The 24,970-nt window shown below is 48.0% G+C and carries 28 protein-coding genes and 1 pseudogene; 2 read left to right on the top strand and 27 right to left on the bottom strand.

Annotated features, from left to right (window positions below):
- Positions 1-2: 2 nt before the first annotated feature.
- The 15 genes from U5R06_11420 to U5R06_11350 form a co-directional block, all read right to left on the bottom strand.
- Positions 3-3,071, bottom strand: coding sequence for an efflux RND transporter permease subunit (locus U5R06_11420; protein MDZ7723385.1), 3,069 nt, complete (start codon positions 3,069-3,071; stop codon positions 3-5).
- Positions 3,072-3,167: 96 nt separating this feature from the next.
- Complete coding sequence (locus tag U5R06_11415) at positions 3,168-3,536, bottom strand: GxxExxY protein (protein ID MDZ7723384.1); 369 nt, start codon at positions 3,534-3,536, stop codon at positions 3,168-3,170.
- 94 nt (positions 3,537-3,630) lie between these two features.
- Positions 3,631-4,641: an efflux RND transporter periplasmic adaptor subunit gene (locus U5R06_11410; GenBank protein ID MDZ7723383.1), complete on the bottom strand. Its 1,011-nt coding sequence runs from the start codon at positions 4,639-4,641 to the stop codon at positions 3,631-3,633.
- A gap of 66 nt (positions 4,642-4,707) precedes the next feature.
- A complete protein-coding gene (locus U5R06_11405; protein MDZ7723382.1) occupies positions 4,708-5,220 on the bottom strand; it encodes a permease in 513 nt (170 codons plus the stop codon).
- Positions 5,221-5,232: 12 nt separating this feature from the next.
- A complete protein-coding gene (locus U5R06_11400) occupies positions 5,233-6,525 on the bottom strand; it encodes a TolC family protein (protein MDZ7723381.1) in 1,293 nt (430 codons plus the stop codon).
- A gap of 99 nt (positions 6,526-6,624) precedes the next feature.
- Positions 6,625-7,074, bottom strand: coding sequence for a MauE/DoxX family redox-associated membrane protein (locus tag U5R06_11395; GenBank protein MDZ7723380.1), 450 nt, complete (start codon positions 7,072-7,074; stop codon positions 6,625-6,627).
- Positions 7,064-7,639 (bottom strand): rhodanese-like domain-containing protein, encoded by a 576-nt coding sequence (locus U5R06_11390; GenBank protein MDZ7723379.1) that lies wholly within the window; start codon positions 7,637-7,639, stop codon positions 7,064-7,066. Before U5R06_11390 ends, U5R06_11395 begins: the two co-directional genes overlap by 11 nt.
- Before the next feature lie 193 nt (positions 7,640-7,832).
- Positions 7,833-8,618, bottom strand: coding sequence for a hypothetical protein (locus U5R06_11385; protein MDZ7723378.1), 786 nt, complete (start codon positions 8,616-8,618; stop codon positions 7,833-7,835).
- 47 nt (positions 8,619-8,665) lie between these two features.
- On the bottom strand, positions 8,666-8,863 hold the full coding sequence (locus tag U5R06_11380; GenBank protein MDZ7723377.1) for a hypothetical protein: 198 nt from the start codon (positions 8,861-8,863) through the stop codon (positions 8,666-8,668).
- Between the two features lie 107 nt (positions 8,864-8,970).
- Positions 8,971-9,204 carry a hypothetical protein gene (locus tag U5R06_11375; GenBank protein ID MDZ7723376.1) on the bottom strand — a complete coding sequence of 78 codons (234 nt, stop codon included), beginning with the start codon at positions 9,202-9,204 and terminating at the stop codon, positions 8,971-8,973.
- Positions 9,147-9,671: a cytochrome c biogenesis protein CcdA gene (locus U5R06_11370; protein MDZ7723375.1), complete on the bottom strand. Its 525-nt coding sequence runs from the start codon at positions 9,669-9,671 to the stop codon at positions 9,147-9,149. The genes U5R06_11375 and U5R06_11370 overlap by 58 nt, the downstream gene beginning before the upstream one ends.
- Positions 9,671-10,102, bottom strand: a complete 432-nt coding sequence (locus U5R06_11365) for a thioredoxin family protein (protein ID MDZ7723374.1) — start codon at positions 10,100-10,102, stop codon at positions 9,671-9,673. The genes U5R06_11370 and U5R06_11365 overlap by 1 nt, the downstream gene beginning before the upstream one ends.
- Before the next feature lie 183 nt (positions 10,103-10,285).
- Positions 10,286-10,519 (bottom strand): thioredoxin family protein, encoded by a 234-nt coding sequence (locus U5R06_11360; protein MDZ7723373.1) that lies wholly within the window; start codon positions 10,517-10,519, stop codon positions 10,286-10,288.
- An 86-nt stretch (positions 10,520-10,605) separates the two neighbouring features.
- Positions 10,606-11,913 carry a permease gene (locus U5R06_11355; GenBank protein MDZ7723372.1) on the bottom strand — a complete coding sequence of 436 codons (1,308 nt, stop codon included), beginning with the start codon at positions 11,911-11,913 and terminating at the stop codon, positions 10,606-10,608.
- Positions 11,891-12,295 (bottom strand): metalloregulator ArsR/SmtB family transcription factor, encoded by a 405-nt coding sequence (locus tag U5R06_11350; protein MDZ7723371.1) that lies wholly within the window; start codon positions 12,293-12,295, stop codon positions 11,891-11,893. Before U5R06_11350 ends, U5R06_11355 begins: the two co-directional genes overlap by 23 nt.
- 347 nt (positions 12,296-12,642) lie before the next feature.
- Between U5R06_11350 and U5R06_11345 the strand changes: the two genes are divergently transcribed.
- Together U5R06_11345 and U5R06_11340 are read left to right on the top strand one after the other, a co-directional pair.
- Complete coding sequence (locus U5R06_11345; protein ID MDZ7723370.1) at positions 12,643-12,954, top strand: hypothetical protein; 312 nt, start codon at positions 12,643-12,645, stop codon at positions 12,952-12,954.
- A 41-nt stretch (positions 12,955-12,995) separates the two neighbouring features.
- A complete protein-coding gene (locus U5R06_11340; protein MDZ7723369.1) occupies positions 12,996-13,193 on the top strand; it encodes a hypothetical protein in 198 nt (65 codons plus the stop codon).
- A gap of 662 nt (positions 13,194-13,855) precedes the next feature.
- Here U5R06_11340 and U5R06_11335 read toward each other — a convergent pair.
- The 12 genes and pseudogenes from U5R06_11335 to hisB form a co-directional block, all read right to left on the bottom strand.
- A complete protein-coding gene (locus U5R06_11335) occupies positions 13,856-14,962 on the bottom strand; it encodes an aldo/keto reductase (protein ID MDZ7723368.1) in 1,107 nt (368 codons plus the stop codon).
- Between the two features lie 303 nt (positions 14,963-15,265).
- Positions 15,266-17,086: a DUF5060 domain-containing protein gene (locus U5R06_11330; protein MDZ7723367.1), complete on the bottom strand. Its 1,821-nt coding sequence runs from the start codon at positions 17,084-17,086 to the stop codon at positions 15,266-15,268.
- Between the two features lie 63 nt (positions 17,087-17,149).
- On the bottom strand, positions 17,150-19,990 hold the full coding sequence (locus tag U5R06_11325) for an ATP-binding protein (protein ID MDZ7723366.1): 2,841 nt from the start codon (positions 19,988-19,990) through the stop codon (positions 17,150-17,152).
- 186 nt (positions 19,991-20,176) lie between these two features.
- On the bottom strand, positions 20,177-21,067 hold the full coding sequence (locus U5R06_11320) for a diacylglycerol kinase family protein (protein ID MDZ7723365.1): 891 nt from the start codon (positions 21,065-21,067) through the stop codon (positions 20,177-20,179).
- Between the two features lie 40 nt (positions 21,068-21,107).
- Positions 21,108-21,938 carry a hypothetical protein gene (locus tag U5R06_11315; GenBank protein ID MDZ7723364.1) on the bottom strand — a complete coding sequence of 277 codons (831 nt, stop codon included), beginning with the start codon at positions 21,936-21,938 and terminating at the stop codon, positions 21,108-21,110.
- Positions 21,938-22,045, bottom strand: coding sequence for a phosphoribosyl-AMP cyclohydrolase (locus tag U5R06_11310; protein ID MDZ7723363.1), 108 nt, complete (start codon positions 22,043-22,045; stop codon positions 21,938-21,940). The genes U5R06_11315 and U5R06_11310 overlap by 1 nt, the downstream gene beginning before the upstream one ends.
- 29 nt (positions 22,046-22,074) lie before the next feature.
- The gene (locus tag U5R06_11305) at positions 22,075-22,287 is read right to left on the bottom strand and encodes a hypothetical protein (protein ID MDZ7723362.1); all 213 of its coding nucleotides are present in this window, start codon (positions 22,285-22,287) and stop codon (positions 22,075-22,077) included.
- A pseudogene (gene hisF / locus U5R06_11300) lies at positions 22,274-23,033 on the bottom strand (imidazole glycerol phosphate synthase subunit HisF). The gene U5R06_11305 and the pseudogene hisF overlap by 14 nt, the downstream one beginning before the upstream one ends.
- 15 nt (positions 23,034-23,048) lie before the next feature.
- Entirely contained in the window at positions 23,049-23,327 is a 279-nt protein-coding gene (locus U5R06_11295; protein MDZ7723361.1) for a HisA/HisF-related TIM barrel protein, read from the bottom strand.
- The gene (locus U5R06_11290; GenBank protein ID MDZ7723360.1) at positions 23,299-23,775 is read right to left on the bottom strand and encodes a HisA/HisF-related TIM barrel protein; all 477 of its coding nucleotides are present in this window, start codon (positions 23,773-23,775) and stop codon (positions 23,299-23,301) included. Before U5R06_11290 ends, U5R06_11295 begins: the two co-directional genes overlap by 29 nt.
- A gap of 9 nt (positions 23,776-23,784) precedes the next feature.
- Entirely contained in the window at positions 23,785-24,381 is a 597-nt protein-coding gene (hisH, locus tag U5R06_11285; protein MDZ7723359.1) for an imidazole glycerol phosphate synthase subunit HisH, read from the bottom strand.
- A 1-nt stretch (position 24,382) separates the two neighbouring features.
- Positions 24,383-24,967 (bottom strand): imidazoleglycerol-phosphate dehydratase HisB, encoded by a 585-nt coding sequence (hisB, locus tag U5R06_11280; GenBank protein ID MDZ7723358.1) that lies wholly within the window; start codon positions 24,965-24,967, stop codon positions 24,383-24,385.
- Positions 24,968-24,970 lie beyond the last annotated feature (3 nt).

Here is a 24,970-nt window from a genome sequence, read left to right as displayed (position 1 = left end):
CGTTATTTTTTCGTTGCTTTTTTTTCAAAAATAAAATACAAATTCGGCAGCAACATCAGGGTTACAAACAGCGAGAAAAATAGTCCACCAATGACGGCAATAGCCATGGGCTGCAGCATGTCGCCGCCTTCGCCCAGGTTGATCGCCAGCGGTGTGAGCCCTAAAATAGTGGTCGCCTGGGTCATCAGGATGGGGCGCAGGCGCAGGGGGGCCGCTTCCAGAATCGCTTCCCGCAGTGCCAGGCCTTTGCGGCGGTATTCATTGATAAAAGAGATCAGCACCACGCCCTGGGTAGCAATGCCGCCCGCCATGATGATCACGCCGATGAGTACGGTGGCGCCGGCCGGAAAACCGGTCAGCAGCAAGGCCGCAATCACTCCCGCGAAAGCAAAGGGCACGCCCAGCAAAATCAACAGAGGCTGTTTAAACGAATTGAACTGAATTGCCAAAATCACATAGGCGAAAAACAGAGCAAACACTATAATTTGCAGCATAACGTTCTGGCTTTCCTGCATCAGATAGACCTGGCCGCCAAATTGAAACGAGTAACCTTCCGGCAAGCGAAAATCCGCCAGACTCTTCGTGACTGCCGCTGCCATATCGCCAATACTTGCATCGGCGGTGACGTCACTTGACACGATGATCTGCTTCATCTGGTCTTCCCGGACAATTTCCACCGGCCCCAATCGCGGGATCACTTTGGCAACCGTGCGCAGCGGCACTTTTTGTCCATTTCTGCCGTCTATAAATAAATTTTCTATGTCTTCTTTCGATGTAATTTGCTGTTCGGACACCAGCGCCCTAATGTCGTAATATTCTCCCTGATCCCGATACTGCGACGCCACCGCGCCGTCAATCAGGCTTTTTACAGTATTGGAAACAGATTCGGTAGAAATGCCCAGATCGGCTAAACGCAGGCGGTCCACCTGAATTTGATATTCGGGTTTGGTGATCTGGGTACCCACACGGATATTGGTCAGTCCGTCGATGCGGTTCAGACGACCAACCACCTGATGGGCGATTTCATTCAATCGTTCCAGATCGATGCCGCGCACTTTGATCTCCACGTCCGATTCGCCCATTTTACGGATGCCTTTCATCTTTGCCTGCTTGACAACAAGCTTGGCGCCCGGGATCATGTGGCGCATCACTTCCGGTCTGATTTTCGCGATATACTCTTTGGAGGAAAAGGGACGCTCTGCTTTGGGGACCAGTTCAACATCGATCTGCCCCTCATTGGCGATTTCATAGGTAATGAGCCCCCAAACTTTTCCGCCGGACAGCACAAAATACTTGTCCACATAGCGATCGTCTTGGACGATTTTTTCCAGCCGCGTCATCAGGCTGTCGGTTCGGGCTACGGAGGTACCGGTCGGCAAAATCGCCTTGATCATGACCCGTCCGTCGTCCATTTTGGGCAGGAATTCGCTGCCGATCTTGCCAAAGAAAAAGACAGCGACAACCAGCAACGCCACAAATACAGCTGCCACTATCCAGCGGAACATCAGAAGAACATTAAGTAATCGGCGATAGAAGCGGTCGATCACTTCGATGAAACGGTCGGCAAGGCTGCGATGTTCACGGGGATGCCCCTTGGCAGTGACCAGATAGTGGGTTAACATGGGCGTTACTGTAAGCGCTACCAGTAACGATACAATCACGATTCCGGCAATTGACAGAATCAATTCTTTAAACAACAGTGATGTCAGACCCGGAATGAGCAGAAACGGCAGGAACAAGGCCAAAAAGGTCAAAGTGGACGCCAGCACAGCAAGCGCGACTTCACTGGTGGCCTTGTCTGCTACTGTGTCACTGCTTCTTCCTTTTTCCAGATGCATCCGGGTGATATTTTCGATCACCACGATGGAGTTGTCCAGTACCACGCCCATGGCCACCACCAGGCCGCCCAGGGAAAATATGTTGATGGAAAAATTACCCAGCTTCATCAGGAAAAAATTGAACAGGATGGTAACAGGCAGGGCGATGAGCATCACCAGCACCTGGCGCCAGTGCCCCAGAAAAACAAATATCACCAGTATGACCAGCAGCACCGCAACAATTGCAGAATCCCTCACGCCCGAGATGGCGCCTTTGATGTAATCTGCCTGATTTTCAACGGTATTGAAACGAATGTCCGGCGGGACTGTGTTTGTTAGCTGCCGGGTTAACACATTGACGGCTTCGGCGACATCCACCGTGTTTGCGTCAGCCTGCTTGAGAATGTTTAGTTTAATGGCGGGTTTTCCGTTAAACCGGGTAACGACGCGCTCGTCCCCGTGGCTGTCTTCTACGGTTGCCAGGTCTTTCAAACGCACCATCGAACCCTTGTTATTAACAATAACCACATTGCGAATATCTTCCATGCTATGAAATTCTGCGGTTGTGCGCACAATGAATTCGCGGCTGCCTTCGGTCACCCGTCCTGCCAGGCGCTCAATATTTTCTTCCCGTAGTCGACGGATAATCTGATTCAGGGTCAAATCATAGGCAGAGAGCCTTTCGGGGTCCAAAAGCACCCGGATTTCCCGTTCCAGGCCCCCCACAATTTCGGTGCCGGCCACGCCCTTGACGGCAAGAAACTGATCCTGCAGCACGTTCTCCGTCCAGGTGCGCAGTTTCACCATATCCCTGCCATCTGACTGTACGATGAGCTGCACCACCGGCAACTGCGACGGATCGGCCTTGAACATGATCGGGGGGTCTACATCGGCCGGCAGCTTGCGGGTTGCCAGCCCCATTTTCGCCACCACATCCTGATAGGCCACATCTACATCCGTGCCGTATTCAAAATTGATCAGCAAGGTGTACATACCCTCAATACTGGATGATTCCAGATAGTCGAGATCATCCACAGTGCTTAAAGTGCGTTCCAGCGGATCGGCTATATTGTCATTGATTTCCTCGGGGGTTGCCCCGCGCCAGTAAACATATACCTTAATCATAGGATAGGTGATTTCCGGCAGAAAATCCGTGGGCATGCGGGAATAGCCAAAATAACCGAGCAGTAACGCCGTAGCAATCAATACGATGGTTGCTACCGGACGCTTGATGGCGATAGATGTAAGTTTCATTTAATACTCCATTTTTAACAGCCGCAGAGACACCGAGTGCACAGAGATTTTTTTAATTTTTTTTACCTGGGTTCTCCGTGTTTCGGTGACGCTAAATCATAAGATAAACCTCTTTATACCCTCTTTCAGTAAACGAGAATTAAAATTGATCAATAAACCTAATTTGTAATCCCCCAATTTCATGTAGCTCAAAATCTGTGATTCAAAAATTGGATCGTGTCGTTCCACGCTTTTTATTTCAACAACTACGGCGTTCTCCACCACCAAGTCAATCCTGAATTCTCCGATGGAGTGACCTTTGTAATTCAAGGGAATAACTTTTTGTGAATTAAAATTTAAACCGGCCTCTTTTAATTCGATACAGAGCGCTTTTTCGTAGATGGATTCCAGTAATCCAGGACCCAGCGTTTTGTGCACTTCAATGGCACAGCCGATAATTTTTTCGGTAATTTTATTCAGCTCCATTTTGATTCTCTTTGTTTTTGTTATTTGGTTATTTTAACCATAAGAGCAGAGTTCACAGTGGTTTATAAATATTAATTTCTCTGTGCCTCTGTGGCTATTTATTCACCTGAATCTTCACAACCGTCCCGGTTTTCAATTGCTGTTGTCCTTCGATTACGATTTTATCTCCAGGAGCTACACCGGAAAGAATTTCAAGCCAGCCGTCGGTTTGCAGTCCGGTTTGCAGAATCTTTTCTTCGGCTTTGCCGTTACGGACAACAAAGCAGGTTTTATGCTGCGGTCGCTCGATAATCGCCCGCACCGGTATGGCCAGGGCATTTTCCAGCGTTTGCGTAACAAACAACACCCGTACAAACATCCCTGCCCGCAAATTCGAACACGGATTTTTTAACTTGATTTCCACGATGCCGTTGCGGGTTTGGCTGTTTACCTGGGGATAGATGCGCTGGATGACTCCGTGGAATCGTTTTTCCGGGCAGGCATCCGCCAGTATTTCTGCCGTCTGTCCTGTCTTTAATTTGCGGATATCCAGCTCCGACACCGGCACATCCGCCAGGAGCCTGGCGCTGCTCTGAATCTCGAATAATTTGGTTTTTGCAGGCACCATGTCGCCCAGATCCACCCGGCGCTGGGAAACCACGCCTGCGATGGGTGACGTCACCGGAATTTCTTTGTATTGTTGAAGAGCAAATTGATAGTCCGCTTGCGCCTGTTCCAGTTCTCTTTGCAATTCTGAATTATTGGGTTCTTTTGTCAGCGCCTCCTGCTTTGCCTGAACCAGCAACCGCGCTGAATTGATGATATCTTCGCGCACCAGCGAGCTGAGCATGGCAACCACTTGATTGCTTTGCACACGGTCCCCTTCGCGTACCAATAATTTGGAAATCTTTCCTTCGGCTGTGGCCAGGATATTGGCGACATTTTCGGCACGCAGCGTGCCGGGTAATTTCAATTTTTCAGTCAGTTTCCGCGTTTGAACGGTCTGCACTTTTACCAATTTGGCATTGGATTTTTTGGCTTCTGCCGGGCTTTCCGGTTTTGAGCCGCAGCCGTGAATCAGCCAAAACGATATAAAAACAGCCGTTACTAAAAATATTCGTTTCATATAATCTGCTCCCAGAAGTTAACGAGTTACTCAATACCGCTGTAAAAAAATATCAGCATACTGTCTCTAATTTTGTTGTGGTGCATAGTTTTTCTTTTGTAAAACCGTGCCCAATAATTCCGATGTAAGCAATAGCAGGGGCAAAGAAACCGCCAAACGCAAAAGAGAAAATTTTATTCCTAAAAAGGATGCCTCAAAATTGGTCATGGGGATGCGTACAATGGCAGCCGCACTGATATATGAAAAGATGACTGCCAGGCGAGCGCCCTTGTGATACAATGCGGCAGCTACGGGAAACGCCACATATAATCCACCCACCGTGGTTCCCGCCAGCAGAATGCCCCAGAAATGCCCGCGCAGTCCGGATCGCTGACCCAAATGTTTTTCCACGGTTTCCTTTTTCACCCACACTTTAAAAAGACCGATCAGCACGATGATGGGCAGCGCCTGGGGCAATATCCTCAAGAACGATCTTGTTGCTGCCGTTATGGCTTGTTTGATTTTTTGCCGGTTAAAAATCAGCGATAAAACCAAACAGATCAGGGCAAGCCCGTTGATGAAAATTGCTGTGCTGTTCATAAATTGATCCTCTTAAAAGATACCCATCACCGCCAGCAACCGGGCGCGGGCAATATTATAATCCAGAGTCGCCTGATCCAACGTGAACTGACTGTTGAGCAGAGATTTTTGAATATCCAGCACATCCGTATTGGAACGCCTCCCGGCATGATACTCGATCATGGCCAACCGATAGCTTTGATGCGCCTGCTCCACCGCCTGTTGCTGAATAGCGATTTGCTGCTCTTTTTCTTTGAGCCGTGCGTAACTGTTCCGCACCTGGGTTGCCAGATTTTTTCGAAAATATTCCCGTTGCCACTGGATCTGTTCCAGTCCAGCTTTCGCCTCATCGATCTTTGCTCCGATGACGTTGCCGTCATAGATGGGCACTTCGATGTTCAGACCCCAGAAGTAGCGCTTGTTCTTATCCAGAGAAAAGGATTCAAATCCGAATTCATAACCGTAATACGCCTGGGCAGAAACTTGCGGCAGTCGGGCCGCCTGCTGAAGTTTCACCTTTGCTTCAGCTCTGCGCAGATCGAACTCTAGTTGTTTCCATACGGGATTATGCTCCAGCGCGGTCGGCACCAAAACTTCAAGGTACGGCTCAAAAGGGAGCGCCTGCAGGGAATCCTGTGGCAGCAAGAGCTGAGGCTGCTTTCTCCCCAACAACAGGCCGAGCTCGTAGGAAGCCGTTTGAAAATCATTATCAATTTTAAGAAGGCGGCCATCGCTGCCGGCAATCTCCACACCGATGCGATGCAGCTCCAGTTGCGACATGCGTCCGGCTTGCACCAAAAGTCGGGCGTAGCGCTGCTGGGTCTCCAGTTGCTTTCGATTTTCCAGCAGAATCCGCCTTTGATGAATCAGCGACTGCAATTGAAAATAACGCAGGGCCACGGCCAGCTTGAGATTCAATTGTTCAGTCATAAATGCCTGTTCCAGCGCTTCAACCTCCGCCTCTGCCGCCTGTTTGGCATGCTTTAATTTTCCGCCCGTATAGATGGGTTGACTGATAGAAAGGCTGGGGAATAAATCATGTTGAATATTACCCAGCACCTGTTTTCTGAAACCGGGCACAATATCCAGATAACCATAACTGAAATTGGCGTCAATCGTTGGAAGCATTTCTCCCTCTGCCTGTTGCAGCGATGCCTGACCGGCTTTGGTGCGTGCCGCAGTTTTTTTCAACAGTTCATTATTGGAAAGCGCCTCTTGCAACGCATCATTTAAAGAAATAGCGACAGTATCCGTTTGCATCCGCTGCGCCGGAAGCAGAGCCGGTATAAATACAGCAAATAAAAAGATGACAATTTTTCGTTTCATATGATATCCATTGATTGATGTGATAAAAGCCGGAAACAGAGAATTGTTATCATTTTTCCTCTTTCTCTGTATTTCAACGTATTACATAAGCAGTAAAAGTCAGTTATTTATTAGACGGTCTTGACTTTTGAATACAACTTGTAAATAAAGCGCAATCGAAACCAGCACCAGCATTACATTTTCAATGAGTTTTTTAATCCCGATGCGCGTGCCCTCATTGCCGGTGGAAAAACAGCCGCAGCTGATATCCAGACCCTGCGCCAGCGCCGAACTAACAGCAAAGAGAAAAACCAGATTCAACACCACTAATATGAGCAGGGCTCCATGCAGCCATCTGCCAAAAATCAACAAAAGCCCGCAAAACAGTTCCAGCCAGGGCAGGATTGCCGCGGTCAGGGTGACCAAAAAATAAGGCACCAGGCGATAGTTATCGACCTGTTCAGCGAACGCGGCCGGGTTCATAATCTTTATAAAACCGGAATAAATAAAGAGCAGCGCCACAATCCAGCGTAATGCCAATACGAACCATTTCATCGTTTCACTTTTCAAAATCGCCCGCCTCCTTTCCTTTCACGATCGGATATCGTTTTTTCCAATCATTCAACCCGTCCTGATACACGGCAACCCGGTTAAATTCACGCAGCATCAGCTCGTACGCCAACAACTCGCCCAGGTCACAGGGAGGGCCGTCGCAGTAGCAGACGAGCCATTTATCTTTGGGGAACGCCGTGATCTGGTTTTCATACTCGTAAACAAACTCCACCGGTAAATGTCTTGCTCCGGGAAGATGTCCTGCTGTATATTCAGCCCGGGTTCTCGCATCCAGCAGCACAGCTTGCCCCCGAGAGACAAGCTGCCGCACTTGTTTTGTGCTGATAACAATCAACTCGCCGCTCTGGTTCGGCGCCATGGTCAAAGAATCACTTTGCCCGGCGATATTGTCCGATAAAGGGTCTTCTGTCAGCAGCGAATCAGGTGCATATTCCAATGACGGTCGAGTAAAAGAAAATTGCACGTTTCGAGGGTGAAACGCATTAACTGCCAGCCCGATGATCGCGGCAATAGCAGTTATTGCGATACCTTGTCGGAGTGCGCTTTTCGGAATCCATTTCATGCAACACCTTTTCCTGTTATTAACATAACACATTTGCTTGTTTGACAATGGACAGGAGGACAGAGGCTTTTAGCAGGTAAAATTCAAATCTTTCTATTTCGTCAACCCGTTCTGAACCATAAAGACCCTTGCAAAGCTATCAAACTTTACAAACGAGAATCCTGATTATCCTGTTCACCCTGTCGTCTTACAATCATAACGCAATCCCGTAAGCCAGGTTGATGGCTGACACGAGATTTTTGAGAATAGCTTCCGCTGCCACCCGGTCATTATTCACCACATTGATTGCCAGATCATCTAATTGAGTCGAAAGATTTTTCAGGGCAGCCTGGTATTTTTCACACTGTTTTTCATTATCGGGAGCGGGACAGGGCGCTACCAAAACATTGTTCCGCAGATTTAACAGATCACCTGTCATACCTTTAATCGCTGGCAACCCGGAATCATGCTCTTTATTGATCATCTGTTTCGCCATCTTGCGAAGATGAAACAGCCGGTCCGCCGCGTAGACAAGGTTGTTTTCCTCATGCATTTTTACAAACAAGGCGCAGGTTGCCCCGCAGACTTTAAGGGCTTTTTGATATTTTCCATCCGCAAGATGGTTTTCCATATTCTGCATACCCTGATGAATCGCATCCAATCGGGAACCAAATTTTTCGTCCTGTTGATATTCCGCTGGCGGCTGGCTCTGAAAGTTTTGCTGGACGTTTTCCCATAACGCCGTGGACTGTAGGATATGTTCCAGTCCTTTCGCCTGCTTTTGAGTATCTTCTTGTTTGATTAATTCCTGCACGATGGCGCAATATTTCCGCATCTCCTGCCGGCTCTGCAGCACCATATTGTCGAAATTTTTAAGTTCTGGTGAAACTTTCAGGTTGGCTTGGCTGGTTTGTGCCAAAATTGGAGTAACACTAACGATCGCTAAAACTAAACTCATTGTGAGGAATAAAGTTGAAATTTTGAGAGAAAATGATCTCATATTTGGTTCCTTTCATCTATCAAATTGAAAATGTTCTGCTGTAGACGTCATTTGCCATATCTCAACACCGTTTTGCATTCGCTCAAATCGGAATCCGCATTAGGCGGATGTACGGTCAACACGATCAGATCGGATATGGCCGCCTGGCGATTTTCCATCGTACAGTGTGCTTTTCCGGTTGTGATTATTTTAATGGCGGAATGCCGACAGACATCCGGATCGGCAACAACGATTTTATCAGGCAAATCTCCGACTTTTCAGGCGGATAAGCAACAATGCGGTGCCCCGCCCGCCACCGCTCAATTTCATGAATTTTAGAGTCATGACAAATTCCTGAATTTAAAAAATCATGTCAATACACGCTCCAGATCAGATATATACCTCCCAGGATCACCAGAATCCCGCAGATTTTTTTCAGGATCACCGCACCTTTCGAGCGTTCGTTCCATTGTAGATATTTCTGCACCATGCTGGTGAACGTTCCGGCCAGCACAATAACCGAGCAGTGTCCAACAGCATAAACCAGGATCAAGGAGCCGGAAAAAACCGGACGGGTCGAGGCGACATTGAAAGCAATTCCCAACATAGGCGCCATATAGGCGAACGTGCAGGGCCAAATGCGATACCAAAAAGCAGACCGATCACAAACGCGGCCAGGGCGCCTTTCTTTTTCATCTTTGGTTGATTGGACATGCCCGGAAAAGGCAAATTGATAATTTCAAGCAGATGCAGTCCGATCACAAAAAATATCACAGCTACAATATAATTCCCGGTCTTTCCCACATCACCCATAATACGGCCCATCATTCCGGTGATCAGCCCGATCACAGCAATGGTCAGCAGAATGCCGACAGAAAAGAGGGCTGACAGAATAAAGGCGCGTTTCTTTGTGACAATACCTTGTCCGTTAATAAAGCCCACGATCAGGGGAATACTGGCAAGATGACAAGGACTGAGCAGAATACTCAGGATGCCCCATAAGAAAGAAGCGGTCAATGCCAGCTCTGCTGAACCGCTTAATTTTTCTGATAACCAGACAAAAAGAGTATCCATTACTTTACTCCCTGTTCTTCCAAAACCTTGACCAGCTCCTTTTTCGGAAAAAAACCTTCATGCCGGAAATATTCATTGCCTTCTTTGTCCAGAAAAACCTGAGTGGGAATCGCTCGTATACCGTATTTTTGGGCATAGGGTTGCCCCTCTTTTGTCCAGACATCGTGGAATACGACCTTGACTTGTCCCGCATATTCCGTTTCAATCTCATCCATAATCGGCTGCATCATCTTGCAGGGGATGCATTTTACCGATCCCAGTTCGATGAATGTAACTAAAACCGAATCCTTCTTTACATCCTTTGAGGAAGTGTCCGGCGATAAAGTTTGCGCTTCTGTTTTGGCGACGGGTTCCTCTTGCGTTTTTTCAGAACAGCCAATTTGTAGTAATAGTAAAATCGCGAGAGGATAAATAATTTTACATCTTTTCATTTTCGGTTCTCCTTCAAATTACCAGATTCAATATTCGGATTAACAACCCTAAATCTTCCATTCACCTTTTTTTAGCCGCGACGTGGCTTTTATTGCTTTAAATCCGCTATTGCATGCATACATGGTTTTGGTTGTCACAGCATTCGATTGTAAAACGTTTTCAACCTTTTTGTTCAACGGGGTTTACATTAACATTTTTTTAATCTCATCCACGTCGGGTATTTTACCCGCCACCTTTACCTCACCGTCCACAGCCAGGCCTGGTGTCATCATGACGCCAAATCCCATGATCTCGTTGATATCAGTGACTTTATCAATCTCGTATGCGATGCCAAGCTCTTTGGCCGCCTGTTCCGTCAGTTCTGTGAGCTTTTTGCACTTGGGGCAGCCTGTGCCTAATATTTGTAGTTTTTTCATTATACCTCCAGAATCAAAAGTCATAAAAAAGTTCAACGTTTAAAGGTTCGACTGTTCAACTCTTGAACAATTAAACCTTTCAACGCTCATCCAGCCATGATTCCGCCATAAATCAGACCTGATATCGTGGCCATCACGACGACCAACAGCACAAACACCGTGGTTTTCTGTGTGCCGATGACACTGCGGATGACCAGCATGTTGGGCAGGGACAATGCCGGACCTGCGAGCAGCAGCGCCAGCGCCGGACCGTCGCCCATGCCGTTGGCCATCAGACCCTGCAGAATCGGGACTTCGGTCAGGGTGGCAAAGTACATAAACGCGCCGACAATGGACGCGAAAAAGTTTGAAAACAGCGAGTTGCCGCCCACCAGCGAGGCGATCCAGCGCGACGGGATCAGTCCGTCAGCGCCCTCGGGAGACCCGAGAAGCAGCCCGGCCACCAGCACACCCGCGCCCAGCAGCGGCAAAATCTGTTTGGCAAAATCCCAGGTGGACGACATCCACTCCGAGCCTTCACCCTGCTGTCGGCTGAGAAGCACGGCCACGGCGAAAATCGCAGCCGAAAACGGGATCAACGGATTCCCCGGGAAAATCACAGCGGTCAGAACAGTGACTGCTGCCGCCAAACCTACATGTTTCCAGTTCAGTTTCAGCACCGTAACCAGGGCAATCGCCAGCAGCACGCCGAATCCGCCGGTAATTATCCACTTTTGTGACCAGATGGCATGCCACAATCCGGATGACGCCACAGGACGTCCCCAGTTGGCAAACACCAGAATGCCGATCAGGGTGACAAACAGAAACAGCGTCTGAATCAGCGGACGCGTCTCTTCCGGTTCCGGCATCACCGCCTGGGCCGCCGCTTTTTCCGCTTCTTCTTTGCGATAGATCAAATGCATCAACAGTCCGATGACCACACTAAACAGCACCGCGCCGATCACTCGCGCCACACCCAGTTCAAATCCGAGAATACGAGCCGTTAAAATGATCGCCAGGATATTGATCGCCGGGCCGGAATACAAAAACGCGACCGCCGGGCCAATGCCCGCCCCGCGTCGATAAATCCCGGTAAACAACGGCAGAATCGTACAGGAACACACCGCCAGTACCGTGCCGCTCACCGAAGCCACCAGATACGCCAGCCATTTTTTCGCACGGGCGCCAAAATATTTGATCACCGCAGCCTGACTGACAAACACACCGATGACTCCGGCGATGAAAAACGCCGGAAGCAGGCACAGAATCACATGCTCGCGCGCGTACCATTTGGCCAGCGCCAGAGATTCGTGAACCGCCTGTTGAAAGCGGCTCTGCTCCACCGGCAGAAAATAGGCGGCCAGAAACAGACCGACCATCCATAGCAGAGGTTTATATTGATTTTTCCAGTTCATGAGTATTCACTTTCCGTGTTATCGAATTGTTTTTCCGCACAGGCCGGCGCAGGTCAACCCGATCCGTGGTCTGCATGTTTCTGCGATCCTGATCCACAACCGGATCATCATTGATCCATTCCCGCATCAACGGCAGCAGTTGCTTGATGTACTGCTGCTGCGCAGCCCGATTCAGGTGATAGTTCACCCATTTTCCGTCCTTTTGCTCGAAACTCAGTCCGGCATCCGTCAGAATATGCAAATGCTTTGACGTTGTGGACGCAGCCAGTCCCAGAATTTCGGTGATTTCACACACGCACAGGGGACGCGCTTCCAGCATTTTCAGGATGCGTACCCGGTTTTTGTCCGAGAGCGCCTTGAATAGTTGTACGAGTTGTTCCATAGCAACCTTTTCATTTCGTTAACAATCGAAATATATTTAAATTTTTATGAAAAGTCAAGCCTTAATTTTAATATCGCTTTGAAAACCGATATTCATGATTTATCGGTATATGTACCGATAATTTTTCAAAAAGATCCATCTTGTGCTCTGTATCAATTACGCCATTTTCCCGATCAACAAAATCGCTCAAAAACCGCCCATGGCCTTGAACAGCTGGGATGTGTTTGGCGCTGATGTCAGGGAAAAAAAGTCAAAGTCATGGCCGATTATATGCGGAACATCTAAAACCTTATGGTTACGAATATATCGTCATCGATATCGCCTGATATGCAGCGGAAGCGACTGCTGTGGAGGAGAAATACAAAGAACCCTTTCCCAAACAGCTAATCGACGAGTACGGCAGGCTTATCCCGGCGCCTAACAAATTTCCCTCCTGTACCGACGACAGTTTTAAACCCATCGCCGATGATGTACACGACAAAGGTCGGAATTCGAAACTCAAACAAATGTTGAACCGCTGCCGCATGTTTCAGGGACATACAGGTCCCGGTCACTGGGCGGACTGTAACATGATCCCCCTCGGTGTGATCAATATCTGCGAGAGCGCGGACACGGTGCCCGAACCACGCGTTTCACACGTCCCGAGTAATACACATTGATGACCCTGTGGTCGATTTATCGTTCTCCCCTGAGGCCGGGCATGGACCCGACCCAGCTCGATACGTTTACGCTTTCACTGATCACACAGAAAAAGATGCTGGATATTAATCAAAACAGCACCGGCAATCGCGGACCGATGAACGATGAATTCGGCAACCCCGGCAACGGTCTGTCTAGTGGTATACAGCCGGAGCGCGCAGAACTCCGGGTCTGGCGGTGTGGATGCGGGGACAGCTAACTTGTAAAAATCATAGTTGACCAAACTCGGTCAGGATATAATCATAGACGAAACGGTCTGATTGTGTATCAAATGAGCAAAACAAGGGTTGAATAGCATTTGTAAAACAGAACGTACTATAGTACATACTGCCGGTTATCAAAAAACATTTCACATCCCCGGCCAGAGGCCGGGGACGAAATTGAGACTGACGGAACGATTGAACCAGATCGTGCCGCGTTGGGCGGCCAGAGCTATGGGAGCCCGATTCTTCGCTCCTCTTTGCTAGACTGGCTTTCATAGCCCCGAGCTTTAGCTCGGGGAGAAAAAGCGAACACACACCCACGATCGGGGGCTTTAGCCCCCTGGGTGCCGGGGCGCTTTGGCTTGCGTCGGTCAGAATCTGCAATTTCTTTTGCCGAGAGTTGTAAAAAGCTAACAATCGATTTTCATCTAAAATAAAAAGATTTATTCCCCCTGCATCGCCTGTTTTTCCAATTTAAATATTAAGCTAATTTACTTTTGCAATATCTTGAATAAATTAAGCGTCAAATTTCAGCCTTGTAAAGTTCATATTCATGTACGGTCTTTGACTTTGCGGAGCATCACAGGATAAATATTCCCCCATCCCAAGGTCGCCACCCGTCCCCGGCCGGAGGCCAGGGACGAGATTGCCAGTGATATTATGACAGTACGGACTGCAATTCCTGCAGTCGTTCAATGATCGGCAGTTTCTGCGTGCATTTGCTTTCACAGGTTCCGCATTCGGTACAGCGTTCGATGAGTTCGATGGCTTCATCCGTGCCCAGGTTCCAGTGAAATTTCAGACGCTCACGTACCTGTTTTTTATCCTGGTAGAGAATCCAGTAATTATAGGTATCCATGAGTTTAGACACCGGAATGTTTTCCGGACAGTATTCACAGTATCGGCATCCCGTGCACAAGCTGGAAAAGCCTTCGCGGATTCGGTCTTTATAGGCAGCCAGGTCCGTGTTTTTGACCTGCTCAAAAGATTCGACCGCCTTTACCGCGGTCTGAACATCCTCAATGGATGTGAATCCCACCAGTGCAGCGGTGATTTGTTTATGAAGCAGCAAAAAATGCAGAGATGCCTCCAGCATGGACTGATCGTTCGAGAGTTTAAATTTCTGAAACCGTTCCGCATTGCGCGAATCGGTCAGCAGTCCTCCGCCCAGCGGATTCATGATAAACACACCCAGATCATTTTCGTAAGCGGCATGAACACCGGTTTCTCTATAGTCAAAATTCAGAATATTGTATCCGAGCAGAATACCGTCAAAATGCCCGGTCTGCACCAGGTCGCGAATCTCGTCGCCGTCCTGATGCGAGGATACATTGATATGATCCGCAAGCCCCTGTTCACGGATTTCCATCAGGGCTTTGAGCGCACCGCCCTGCTTGCGTTCCTCAAAAATATCATCGGTGATAATACACCATAAATAATAAAAATCAATTGTATCGCGTCCCAGCCGTTTCAATGTTTTTTCCAGATCACGCCAGACCCCGTCATATGTTTTTGAATTGGTTTTTGAACCGGCGTAAACAGAATAGCCTTTACGCTTGATCTCGGCCAGAGCTGCCCCCATGATGGTTTCGGACTGATCGTTGCAATAATACGGCGCCGTATCAAAATAATTGACGCCCGCTTCTGCAGCCGCCACCGGTATCTGCGCCATTTCGTCTATTTTTTCCGGTTCCGGGAAACGCATTCCGCCCATAGATAGCGCTGAAATTTTTTTTCCTGTTTTTCCAAACTCACGATACAGCATAATCACTCCGGATTCGATTAAATACTTTTTTTATAACATAAGGAAAAAAGAAGAAATTGTCAAAAAAAGAATCAGGCAAGCAAACACAGAAATAAACAGGCTGATTTCAGCATGTCGGCAGTTCCGGAAAACGATTGAACTATAAATATAAAATTGCACGCAAAGGCAAAGATCACTGAGGAAAACCAAAAGAGAGCATCATTTACCTTTTTGTTTTCTTTGCGACCTCTGCTGCTCTGCGTGCACAGATTTTTACACCGTGAATGCGTAAAAAACAAACAACATCAAAATAATCTAAATTCTCTAGTTCCTTTTTCTTACAAGCGCCACCCAATCCTTCGAGTCAGAAGGAGCAGCGACGGGGGCCATCTCATCACCCGTGATCTGAGCAGATTCATTTTCAACCCGCTCGCCGGTGCGCGGATTGAACCAGGTTACGCTGTATTCACCGGATTTGCGTTTCAGGTTCAGTTTCGATTCACCGCCGTTCTTCATGTAAAGCACATAGATTTCACCGGGTACTGCCAGACACCAGTTGTCAGTTCCATCGAGCAGGTCATCGTGCGGCTGCATGTCCCAATAGGGGATATCATTTCCGGTCATGAATTCTCTGGCGATGCGACACTGATCCCAGAACAGATCGCGGGAACGGAAATCTTCGCAGGTCAGATCGGAATGATCATGTTTATAGCCGAAATACCACTCAACACCCCAGGCGCCGCCGATATAAGCGCCCCACAAGGCGTTTTTACGAGCATCATGATGCAGAGAGTCATCCGAATCGGGTACCAGGGCATGCTGCGCATCGCCCGGCTCATCCACGGAAACCGCCCAGGGTTTGCCTGCGGCGCGCGACAACCTGCGCCATTTGATCACCTCGTCATGGACCAGTGAAAAATCCATCCGATGGGTCTGCACGGACGGGCCGGTCAGCTTGCTTTCTTCTCCCAAAAGATCATAAAACGCGTTACCATTATGGATCACAATATGATGTTGATAGGGATCATGATTGTAAAAATACTCGGCCATGGACCGGCGCTGCCATTTGAACTGCGGCGGTGTTTTATGGTTTTTAACCCAGTCGCCGTTTTCTTCTCCGAGGTTCCAGTTCAGCGCCAAATGATGCCCGAATCTTGCTATCAACTCGCGATAATAAAGTTTGCGCTGCATTCCTACCCCCCCGTTATCCAAGAGTCCCTGGTTTTCAGCTTCCTGGGTTTTGAAATGCAGAAAAAGTCCGTTTTCCTGCGCGTGTGTAAACACAATATTCCACTGATCCAGCTTGGATACATCAAACCGGTCATAGGTGTTATAATCCACATAGGGAAAGACATTGCGGTCATCTCCCTCGATATTCATAGTCAGGAATGAAACAGCATTCAGCCCTTTGGAAGCCAGATAGTTCAGGGCGCCGATGATCGCTTTACCCTTTCCCCCCTGCCAGGTGGGATCACCTTCATCCCAGTCCTGCAAATGCGGTTCCCAGGTTTTAACCAGATCATCTTTGTGCCCGTCATTGTGAAACGTGCCGTCAAAGTCGGCGTAGGCGAGAAAATTTTCCGGCGCGTCGACGCCAACCTTGAGAAAATACTCGCCATTTGCCGCACATTTTAAATAGTGTTTTCCGATATATTGCAAACGCCCCCGGCCTCTGAAATCTCGTCCGCTTTTATCAGAGGCTCCAACTGGAAATGAGCCGGTCAGTCCATCAAAGTATCCGCCGCTTTCGCCGGGTTTATTTCGATCACTGACTGCAACCCAGTTGCCTTTACGAAAATCGACCGAATACTTCCATTCGCCCAGTTCGTCCGGTGTAAAATGCACTCTCCATTTAGTTCCGGATGTAGCGGAAGTATTAGCCGCGTTTCCGTCCGCGGCAAAATATCCGGGCACTATATATTCTTTTTTGGTGCGGGTATGCTGAAACATCACGGTCAAACGGTAATTCATAAAAGGATTAAATTTATCCATTTCTGACACCTCGGGCCCCATAAATGTCAAAGTGACGGGATGCCAGGTTTTTAACTCGCCGGCAATTTCGACCTCTGAATCGGCGTGAACAGCGGACAAAGGTATGCCACTGATGATGCCGAGTAAAATTGCAAAATACACTACATTTTTCATAGCATTTTCCTCCAAATGATTGTTAGTGTTAACGTTAACATTTTTAAATAATTTTTTTGACCTTTAGGCTTCCTGTTTGGTCTGTTTCAGAGCCGCCGCAATTTTTCTCAACAACACGCGTTTTTCAAAGGGTTTCTCAAGAATCTGTTCGGGATCACATCCTTTTACGATCTCGGCATCGTACCCGGTGCTGAATAAAACAGGAATATTTTCATTAATTTGCCGTATGTAACGGGCTGCCTGCACACCGGTCATGTGTGGCATAATCACATCGATGAGAACCAGATCGATTTTATCGCTGTATCGGTTGTACGCCTGGACAGCCTGTTTGCCGTCGTGCACCAGCACCACACGGAATCCCGCCTCGTGCAGCATGGTTTTCGCATACTGTGCCACTTCTTTCTCATCTTCTGCAAGCAGAATCAATTCCCCGGAAGGTGTAAAATCAATCTCCGAATCGGCATCAGAGGGTTGGGTAGCGCTGAGCGCCGGCTGAACGGGCAGATACATACGGAATGTCGTGCCTTTATTTTCTTCACTGTACACATGGATAGCGCCGTCATGATTTCTGACAATCCCATATGCCATCGCCAGCCCCAGTCCGGTACCGCGTTCCTTTTTGGTGGTAAAAAACGGCTCAAAAATGCGTTCCTGAACTTTTTTGCTCATCCCCATACCGGTATCAGACACGGAGCACAGCACATATGGGCCGGGCGGCAGATCATAGTACTGACTGTGGCGGCTCTCAATAAAAGTAGATGACGTTGTCAAGGTCAGTTCGCCTCCGTCCGGCATGGCATCCTTGGCGTTCATACAAAGATTCAGCAGCACCTGTTCCAGCTGTCCTCCATCCGCTTTGATATCCGGCAGATCTTTAGCTTCATTGAATGTGATCAGAATATGATCGCCTATCAAACGTTTGATCAGATTAATGAGATTATTGACATGTGAATTGATACTGATAACGGTTTTGTTCAGGCGTGTGTCTTTGCGGCTGAATGCCAGCAATTGTTTGACAGTGGACTTTGCCTGTTGCGCTGAATTGATAATGTGGTCAATATAATCACGCGAGGCAAATGATGTTTTGGCCAGTTCCATCTGCATCAACTCGCTGTAGCCCAGCATGAGTTGCAGGATATTGTTAAAATCATGGGCCACACCGCTGGCCAAAAGCCCAATTGCTTCCATTTTCTGGGCCTGAAGCAATTGTTTTTGTAAACTCCTCGTTTGGGTGAGGTTTTGTAAATACACCACACCGCCGACCAACAGCCGATCCGCATTAAAAACCGGATTGGCATGAATCAGATAATACTGATCGTCATCAGTAGAAATTTCAGCGCTCTGCGGTGAATTAGAAACCAGACAGGCCACCATTGGGCAGTCATTGCACGGTTTATCGAGATCAAAGATTACTTTAAAGCATCTCTCACCGATCAATGTCTTTGGATCGACGCTGTTTTTCTGTGTATCAATCGGGAGTCTATTGATCCAGACGATTCGCATCTGCTTGTCCAGATAAAGAATGCTGTCCGGTATATGGTCCAAAATGATCTTTTTTTCCTCTTCCGATCGCGCCAGCGCTTTTTTGGCTTCCATTTCGCGGTCAATGTCATTGATCGTTCCCGCCAGACGGACAGGCCGTTTTTTATCGTCATAGGCCACACATTGTCCGCGCAAATGAACCCAATGATAACTCTCCCATTTTGTTACAAAACGCACAATAATATCAAGACGACTGCCGGTCCGCATTGCGGATTTTATATGCTCAAAGGTCTTCCAGCGGTCGGCGGGATGAAGCAGGCGGATCAAGGTAATAAAAGAGGAATTGTAATCTTCGCGACGGTAACCCAGCATATGATAACATCGATCACTGACGTATGTTTTTCCACTTGGCAGATGCCAGTCCCAGATGCCGTCATTCACAGCCTGGTTGGCCAGACGAAGACGTTCCTCTTTGGTTTGCATTTCCTCCTGAGTGCGTATACGCTCGGACTGCATGGCGACCAGAAACAAACTGGTAAAGGCAACCACCAGCAAAAACACCTGGAGAATCAAGAGTTCCTGAGGTGCCGCCAGGGATTCTTGCGGTTGAAAATGCGGCAATACCTGAATACGAAGCAGAACAAATCCTGCAAACAAAAATAGAGTAAAAGATCCACCCAAAGCCCCGAAACGGAACACACTGAAAATGACAAACGGAAAAACAAGGTATGACAAACGCAAAGAGTCGGGATCGATACGAACAGTCAGAAGCGCAGTCGCTGCAAACAATAGCAGAAACAGCAGTATTTCAGCGACAATATACTGTCGTTTGCCGGGCGCGGCAGGGTCTTTCCATTGGGAAATAAAACTCAAAATAAAAGGAGTAAAAAACAAATGACCGGCAAAAAAAGCTGAAAATCTGTAGGCAATCATATTGAAATTAAAATCACTCCAGGTGCAATAGGCTATGAGAAAGCAGCTCAAAAGTGACGCAATAATGCCGCCCAGCGCTGCACTGGCTACAAAACCAATGGTATAACGTGTGCGTTCCGAAAACCGGCTCCCGTTGGAAAATCGTTTTATCAATGCAGCGGACAATAGAGTGGCCACAATCAAAAGGATTGCATTAAAATAGCTGACTGCATCATACTGCAGAGTCGCATAATCGACTCCCAGCAAAGCGGCACCGAGCAGGATGATCAAAACCAGCCAATATTTATAGGAAAAAAGCAAAAACCCGGCCAGTAAAATACCGGCTTTAGGCGAAAGCGGCATAATGCCGAAACGTTCAACGGGAAAAGCCAGTCTGGCCGCGTATAAGGCGAGGAAACAAAACATTGAATATACAATCAGAGCCAGCCCGACATGGAATTGGGAAGATTGTTTTCGAGGCAGTAGATATTGCTCGGTTGTATGTTTCATACGGTTTTGATTCTCTTTAATATTTGATATCGGAACAATTCAAACAGAATGCAAACTTGCCCTATACGGGTCAGTTTATAAGAAAGCTCATTTTAACATACGAATTTTAGAAATTCGTTGCAAGGAAAAACAGAGCAATATCTCATACAAGTGAGAGTCGATACCGTAAACAGGATGATTGGTCTATTAAGCATCGCCCATACAAGCGACATTGAGACCGCGATGGATGCTGGAAATGGATATGAACGGCTCCGGCCATTGCATCAACTCTCCTTCAATCTGCAGAGTCAAAGGGGTTGATGAGCGGATAGACAGTTCGGTTGTCGTAAAATGATCTACATTATGAGCGCTGAGATGTGTGCCTTTGGCCACTTTGGGAAGGAATAAAACACGTTTAAAAGCGCTCAAGTCATGCACCATAACAACATTCAGCATCCCGTCCATCACATCCGCGGTCGGTGCGATATGAAAGCTTCCACCATAATATTGCCCGTTTGTCACAGCCAGCATCACCATATCCATCTGATGTCGGTCCGTTTTGCTATGAATATCCAGCGGCAAGGCTTTGTACCTGAATATATTTTTAAACACAGCAGCATAATAAGCAAGTTTTCCGGGAAGATAACTGTATAGCGCCAGGTCCTGGACGACTTTGACATCAAATCCGATACCGATGGCATTGATAAAAAACCGGTCGCCCGCAAGCGCCACGTCAACCGGAAGAGTTTTTCCGGAAAGAATAATATCACAGGCTCGGCTGATACTTTCCGGAATGCCGACCGATTTGATAAAATCGTTACAAGTACCGGCTGGAATAATACCCAGAGCTGCATGAGCGTCCGCTTTCATAATGCCGTTGACAACCTGATTGATCGTACCGTCGCCGCCCACGGCAATAATCATGTCGTAAAATTGTTTCGCTGCAGTATACGCCAGCTGTTCAGCATCCGCCGCATTCCGGGTCTCAACCGCTTTGTATTCTACTCCACAATCTCTGAATCGTTTTTCAATATGTGGAAAATGCTTTTTTGATTCGCCCCCGGCAGCGTAAGGATTTTCAATAATCATATATCGCATCGGCAGCCTCATGTTTCACACCACATCCAATAATCGAATATTACTCTTCCTGCTTCCAGAATATATATTTTATAAAAACCTTGCCTTTGTACAACTGGGTATTGCCGTGCCGGTCAATGACCAGAGGATTTTCTTCGATGCGGATAACCAGCTGAATTTCATCTGCTTCAAGCCGAATCGCCCAGCTGGCATCAAACTCAGCCTGACGAACCCACATATTCTGGTCCCGCATTTGAATCACTTCAATCCGCCCATATCGATGACGGAAAAACTGGGTTACTTTATAAAACGACTCGTCGGTCTCGATGACATACACTTCTGCGTCCGGACCGATTTCCTCCATATCAAGGCGGGCGATATCTTTACGTAACCTGCCGTCAAAATATAAACGTCCGACCCGTTGCTTTAACTCTTCTTTCGACTGGTCCAGTCCCTGAGGAAATTTCACCCGTATAGGATAACGGATAATATACAAATCAATTCGGGTCGGCCAGAAATAACTGTAGGTTTTGGCAATTTCAACCGGGTACACATCAATGCGGGTGGCTGCTTTTCCATCAATTTCAGAAAAAACATAAGTGAAAAAATTGCCGTATTTAAAAAAACGCTGTCCGGACAGTTTTGAATAATAAGACACAACCTGCCGCGGTCGGTCCGTGGTCAAAAAGCTTGCAACCAACAAAGTTCTTGCGTTGGGAAACTGCTGGCGTGAGCGTTTTTCAATAATGCGCGTATACTGTTCATCCTTGACACACCCGGGATACGCATATTCATCAAACGTATTTTCCTTAAAAGGCGTCTGTCCGTGAACAGAATTGCAGGCGAGAATCAGCACAACAAACATAAAGGCTTTTTGAAAAGCATTCAGCATTACCCATCAACCTTCCAGGAAAAACAGGAACGTTTGCCGGTGTGACAGGTGGGACCAAACGGTTGTGCTTTTACCAGAATTGTATCCGTATCGCAGTCTGTGTACATTTCCACCACTGAGATAGTTGCCCGAGGTTTCACCTTTGGTCCAGAATTTTTTTCGGGACCGGCTCCCAGAAGGTCACTTTATTCTTTTCAAATGTCATTTCAATGCTTTCTTTGTTCATATATCCGAGCATCAGGATCGTATTGTCATTAACATCCTGTACAATCGCCGGAATGAGTCCTCGGTCATCAAACGTCAAATGAGCAATAAAATCCTTTTTGATCAACACTTCAATTTCGGACATGAATATTCCTTTCCTGTAAATATTGTTTCACTTCTTCTATAGAGTTTTTTCGATAATGAAAGATCGATGCCGCAAGCGCTGCATCTGCGGCGCCATTGGCAAAAACGTCATAAAAATGTTCCACAGCTCCACAGCCGCCGGAAGCAATGACCGGTATATTTACAGCATGGGAGATCGTCCATGTCAAATCAAGATCAAACCCGTCCTGTGTGCCGTCACGGTCCATGGAGGTAAGCAGGATTTCTCCCGCCCCCCGTTCTTCCGCCTCTAATGCCCATTCGAGGGCATCCCGTTCAACCGGCTCGCGTCCGCCGTAAATATAGACCTGCCAATGGCCGTTCTCTTTGTATTTGGCGTCGATTGCCAGCACGGTGGCCTGTGCGCCAAAGCGTTCCGAACAGTTTGTGATCAGCTGCCGGGTTCAGAACCGCCGCGGTATTCATGGTCACCTTGTCCGCACCGCTTTTAAGCAGCAATTGCGCGTCTTCCGGGGTGCGCACACCGCCTCCGACAGTCAGGGGCATAAACACCTGTTCCGAAGTGCGCCGCACCACATCCAGCATGATATCGCGTTTTTCATGCGAGGCCGTGATATCCAGATACACCAGTTCGTCTGCGCCGAGTTCATCATAATATTTGGCCTGTTCAACCGGATCCCCGGCATCAATCAGGTTTAAAAAATTAATACCCTTGACCACCCGTCCATCCTTGACATCCAGACAGGGAATAATACGTTTTGCCAGCATGTTCAGTTCCTCTGCTTAACGGTAACGCTTGACCAGGTCACTCAAATCAAGCTTGTTTTCGTACAGCGCGGTCCCCACGATTGCGCCTTCGATATTGGGATTATTCAAAGCGTATAATTCTTCAAAATGTTCAAGTTTGGAAAATCCACCCGATGCAATAATTTTCAAGCCGGTGTCACGGCTCAACCGGTCTGTGGCTTTAATATCCGGGCCTGTCAGTTCACCGTCCCGGCGCACATCCGTATAGATAATACGCTGTACGCCTTTATCGCGCATCTCGACGGCGAGAGTCAAAGATTCCGGTATCCGTCTGTTTTTCCCAGCCTTCAATAGCCACTTTATTATCACGTCCATCCAGCCCCACAATAATCTTTTCAGCGCCGTATGTTCGAACAGCCGAGTCGACGATTTCGGGATCTGTAATTGCGACCGTTCCCAGAATGACCCGCGTCACGCCAAGCTCCAACCAGCGCTCAATGTCCTGCATGTTACGGATACCGCCGCCCAGCTCAACCGGGCACGTGACCGCATTAACAATGCTTTCAATGGCCTGTACATTTTCCGCTGCCCGGCCGAATGCGCCGTCCAGATTGACAATATGCAACACCTCTCCTCCCTGCTCTTCCCACAAGCGCGCCTGCTGCACGGGGTCCTCATTGTAGACTTTGGCTGTTTTTTCAGCCCCCTGTTTCAGTCTTACACATTTTCCACCAAGCAGGTCAATGGCCGGTAAAATCTGCACAAACGCCTCCTATAGTTCAATGAAATTTTTCAGGATTTGTAATCCGTATTTCTGTGATTTTTCGGGATGAAACTGCAGTCCAAACACGTTATCCCGCCGAACAGCCACCGCAAATTGTCCATCGTATTCACTTTCACCTGTGACAATATCCTCATCGGCAGGCTGGATATAATATGAATGGGCAAAATAAAAATAACTCTCATCCGGTACCTGGTTCCACAGTGGAGAAGGCTGCTGAATGAGCACATTCCAGCCCAGATGCGGGACTTTGAGCTGATCGGAAAAGCGTTTAACACGCCCTTTAATCACAGAAAGTCCGGTTACGCCCGGACTTTCTTCACTGGTTTCATGCAGCAGCTGCAGTCCCAGACAAATACCCAGGAACGGTTTGCCTTGGTCTATTACCTCCCGGATCGGCTCTACCAGCTGCAGTTCTTTTAGAGTATGCATGGCTTTGCCGAACGCCCCGACTCCGGGAAACACCACTTTATCCGCCTTGCGCATATCATCCGGTTCTGAACTCACTATCGTATTTGCGCCACAGATTTCCAATGCTTTCTGTACACTGCGCAAATTTCCTGCATTATAATCGATGACACAGATCACTTTAATACCCCTTGGTTGACGGTATACCGGTTTCCCGGTCATCCCGGGTGAGCGCCATGCGCAGTGCGCGCGCCGTTGCCTTGATCATCGCTTCCATGGCATGATGATGATTGCTGCCGTCTATCAGTGTGACATGCAGATTGATTCGGGCATTATCCGCAAAAGCGCGCAAAAATTCTGTAAACAATTCGCCGTCAAACCCGCCAACGCGTCTCAGTTCCAGCTCGCTCGAATAGCGGAAAAAAGCACGACCGGAAATATCCACGACCGCTCTGGCCAGGGCTTCATCCAGCGGGCAATAGGCCCAGCCGAAGCGATGGATGCCACCGGCATCGCCCACAGCCTCGGAAAACACCTGCCCGAACACAATCCCGGCATCCTCTACTGTGTGGTGCCCGTCAATATGCAAATCTCCGGCTGCCTTGAGATTCAAATCAAAGCCGGCATGCTTTTGCAGTGCATCCAGCAAGTGGTCAAAAAATCCAATCCCGGTAGAAACCGAACCGTCACCGCACCCATCGAGATTCAGAGACAACTGGATCCGAGTCTCTTTGGTGTTGCGTTCCATATGTGCCTTGCGTTTCATAAT

It is taken from the genome of candidate division KSB1 bacterium (assembly GCA_034521575.1).
Classification (GTDB): domain Bacteria; phylum Zhuqueibacterota; class Zhuqueibacteria; order Residuimicrobiales; family Krinioviventaceae; genus JAXHMJ01.
This window is presented reverse-complemented; position numbering and strand designations above follow the sequence as displayed.

What these genes read in the sequence shown, in the direction of transcription:
- U5R06_11420 (MDZ7723385.1), bottom strand. Translation starts at nt 3,071, where the DNA reads ATGAAACTTACATCTATCGCCATCAAGCGTCCGGTAGCAACCATCGTA.
- U5R06_11415 (MDZ7723384.1), bottom strand. Translation starts at nt 3,536, where the DNA reads ATGGAGCTGAATAAAATTACCGAAAAAATTATCGGCTGTGCCATTGAA.
- U5R06_11410 (MDZ7723383.1), bottom strand. Translation starts at nt 4,641, where the DNA reads ATGAAACGAATATTTTTAGTAACGGCTGTTTTTATATCGTTTTGGCTG.
- U5R06_11405 (MDZ7723382.1), bottom strand. Translation starts at nt 5,220, where the DNA reads ATGAACAGCACAGCAATTTTCATCAACGGGCTTGCCCTGATCTGTTTG.
- U5R06_11400 (MDZ7723381.1), bottom strand. Translation starts at nt 6,525, where the DNA reads ATGAAACGAAAAATTGTCATCTTTTTATTTGCTGTATTTATACCGGCT.
- U5R06_11390 (MDZ7723379.1), bottom strand. Translation starts at nt 7,639, where the DNA reads ATGAAATGGATTCCGAAAAGCGCACTCCGACAAGGTATCGCAATAACT.
- U5R06_11385 (MDZ7723378.1), bottom strand. Translation starts at nt 8,618, where the DNA reads ATGAGATCATTTTCTCTCAAAATTTCAACTTTATTCCTCACAATGAGT.
- U5R06_11375 (MDZ7723376.1), bottom strand. Translation starts at nt 9,204, where the DNA reads ATGTTGGGAATTGCTTTCAATGTCGCCTCGACCCGTCCGGTTTTTTCC.
- U5R06_11370 (MDZ7723375.1), bottom strand. Translation starts at nt 9,671, where the DNA reads ATGGATACTCTTTTTGTCTGGTTATCAGAAAAATTAAGCGGTTCAGCA.
- U5R06_11365 (MDZ7723374.1), bottom strand. Translation starts at nt 10,102, where the DNA reads ATGAAAAGATGTAAAATTATTTATCCTCTCGCGATTTTACTATTACTA.
- U5R06_11360 (MDZ7723373.1), bottom strand. Translation starts at nt 10,519, where the DNA reads ATGAAAAAACTACAAATATTAGGCACAGGCTGCCCCAAGTGCAAAAAG.
- U5R06_11355 (MDZ7723372.1), bottom strand. Translation starts at nt 11,913, where the DNA reads ATGAACTGGAAAAATCAATATAAACCTCTGCTATGGATGGTCGGTCTG.
- U5R06_11350 (MDZ7723371.1), bottom strand. Translation starts at nt 12,295, where the DNA reads ATGGAACAACTCGTACAACTATTCAAGGCGCTCTCGGACAAAAACCGG.
- U5R06_11340 (MDZ7723369.1), top strand. Translation starts at nt 12,996, where the DNA reads ATGGACCCGACCCAGCTCGATACGTTTACGCTTTCACTGATCACACAG.
- U5R06_11335 (MDZ7723368.1), bottom strand. Translation starts at nt 14,962, where the DNA reads ATGCTGTATCGTGAGTTTGGAAAAACAGGAAAAAAAATTTCAGCGCTA.
- U5R06_11330 (MDZ7723367.1), bottom strand. Translation starts at nt 17,086, where the DNA reads ATGAAAAATGTAGTGTATTTTGCAATTTTACTCGGCATCATCAGTGGC.
- U5R06_11325 (MDZ7723366.1), bottom strand. Translation starts at nt 19,990, where the DNA reads ATGAAACATACAACCGAGCAATATCTACTGCCTCGAAAACAATCTTCC.
- U5R06_11320 (MDZ7723365.1), bottom strand. Translation starts at nt 21,067, where the DNA reads ATGCGATATATGATTATTGAAAATCCTTACGCTGCCGGGGGCGAATCA.
- U5R06_11315 (MDZ7723364.1), bottom strand. Translation starts at nt 21,938, where the DNA reads ATGCTGAATGCTTTTCAAAAAGCCTTTATGTTTGTTGTGCTGATTCTC.
- U5R06_11310 (MDZ7723363.1), bottom strand. Translation starts at nt 22,045, where the DNA reads ATGTACACAGACTGCGATACGGATACAATTCTGGTAAAAGCACAACCG.
- U5R06_11305 (MDZ7723362.1), bottom strand. Translation starts at nt 22,287, where the DNA reads ATGTCCGAAATTGAAGTGTTGATCAAAAAGGATTTTATTGCTCATTTG.
- hisB (MDZ7723358.1), bottom strand. Translation starts at nt 24,967, where the DNA reads ATGAAACGCAAGGCACATATGGAACGCAACACCAAAGAGACTCGGATC.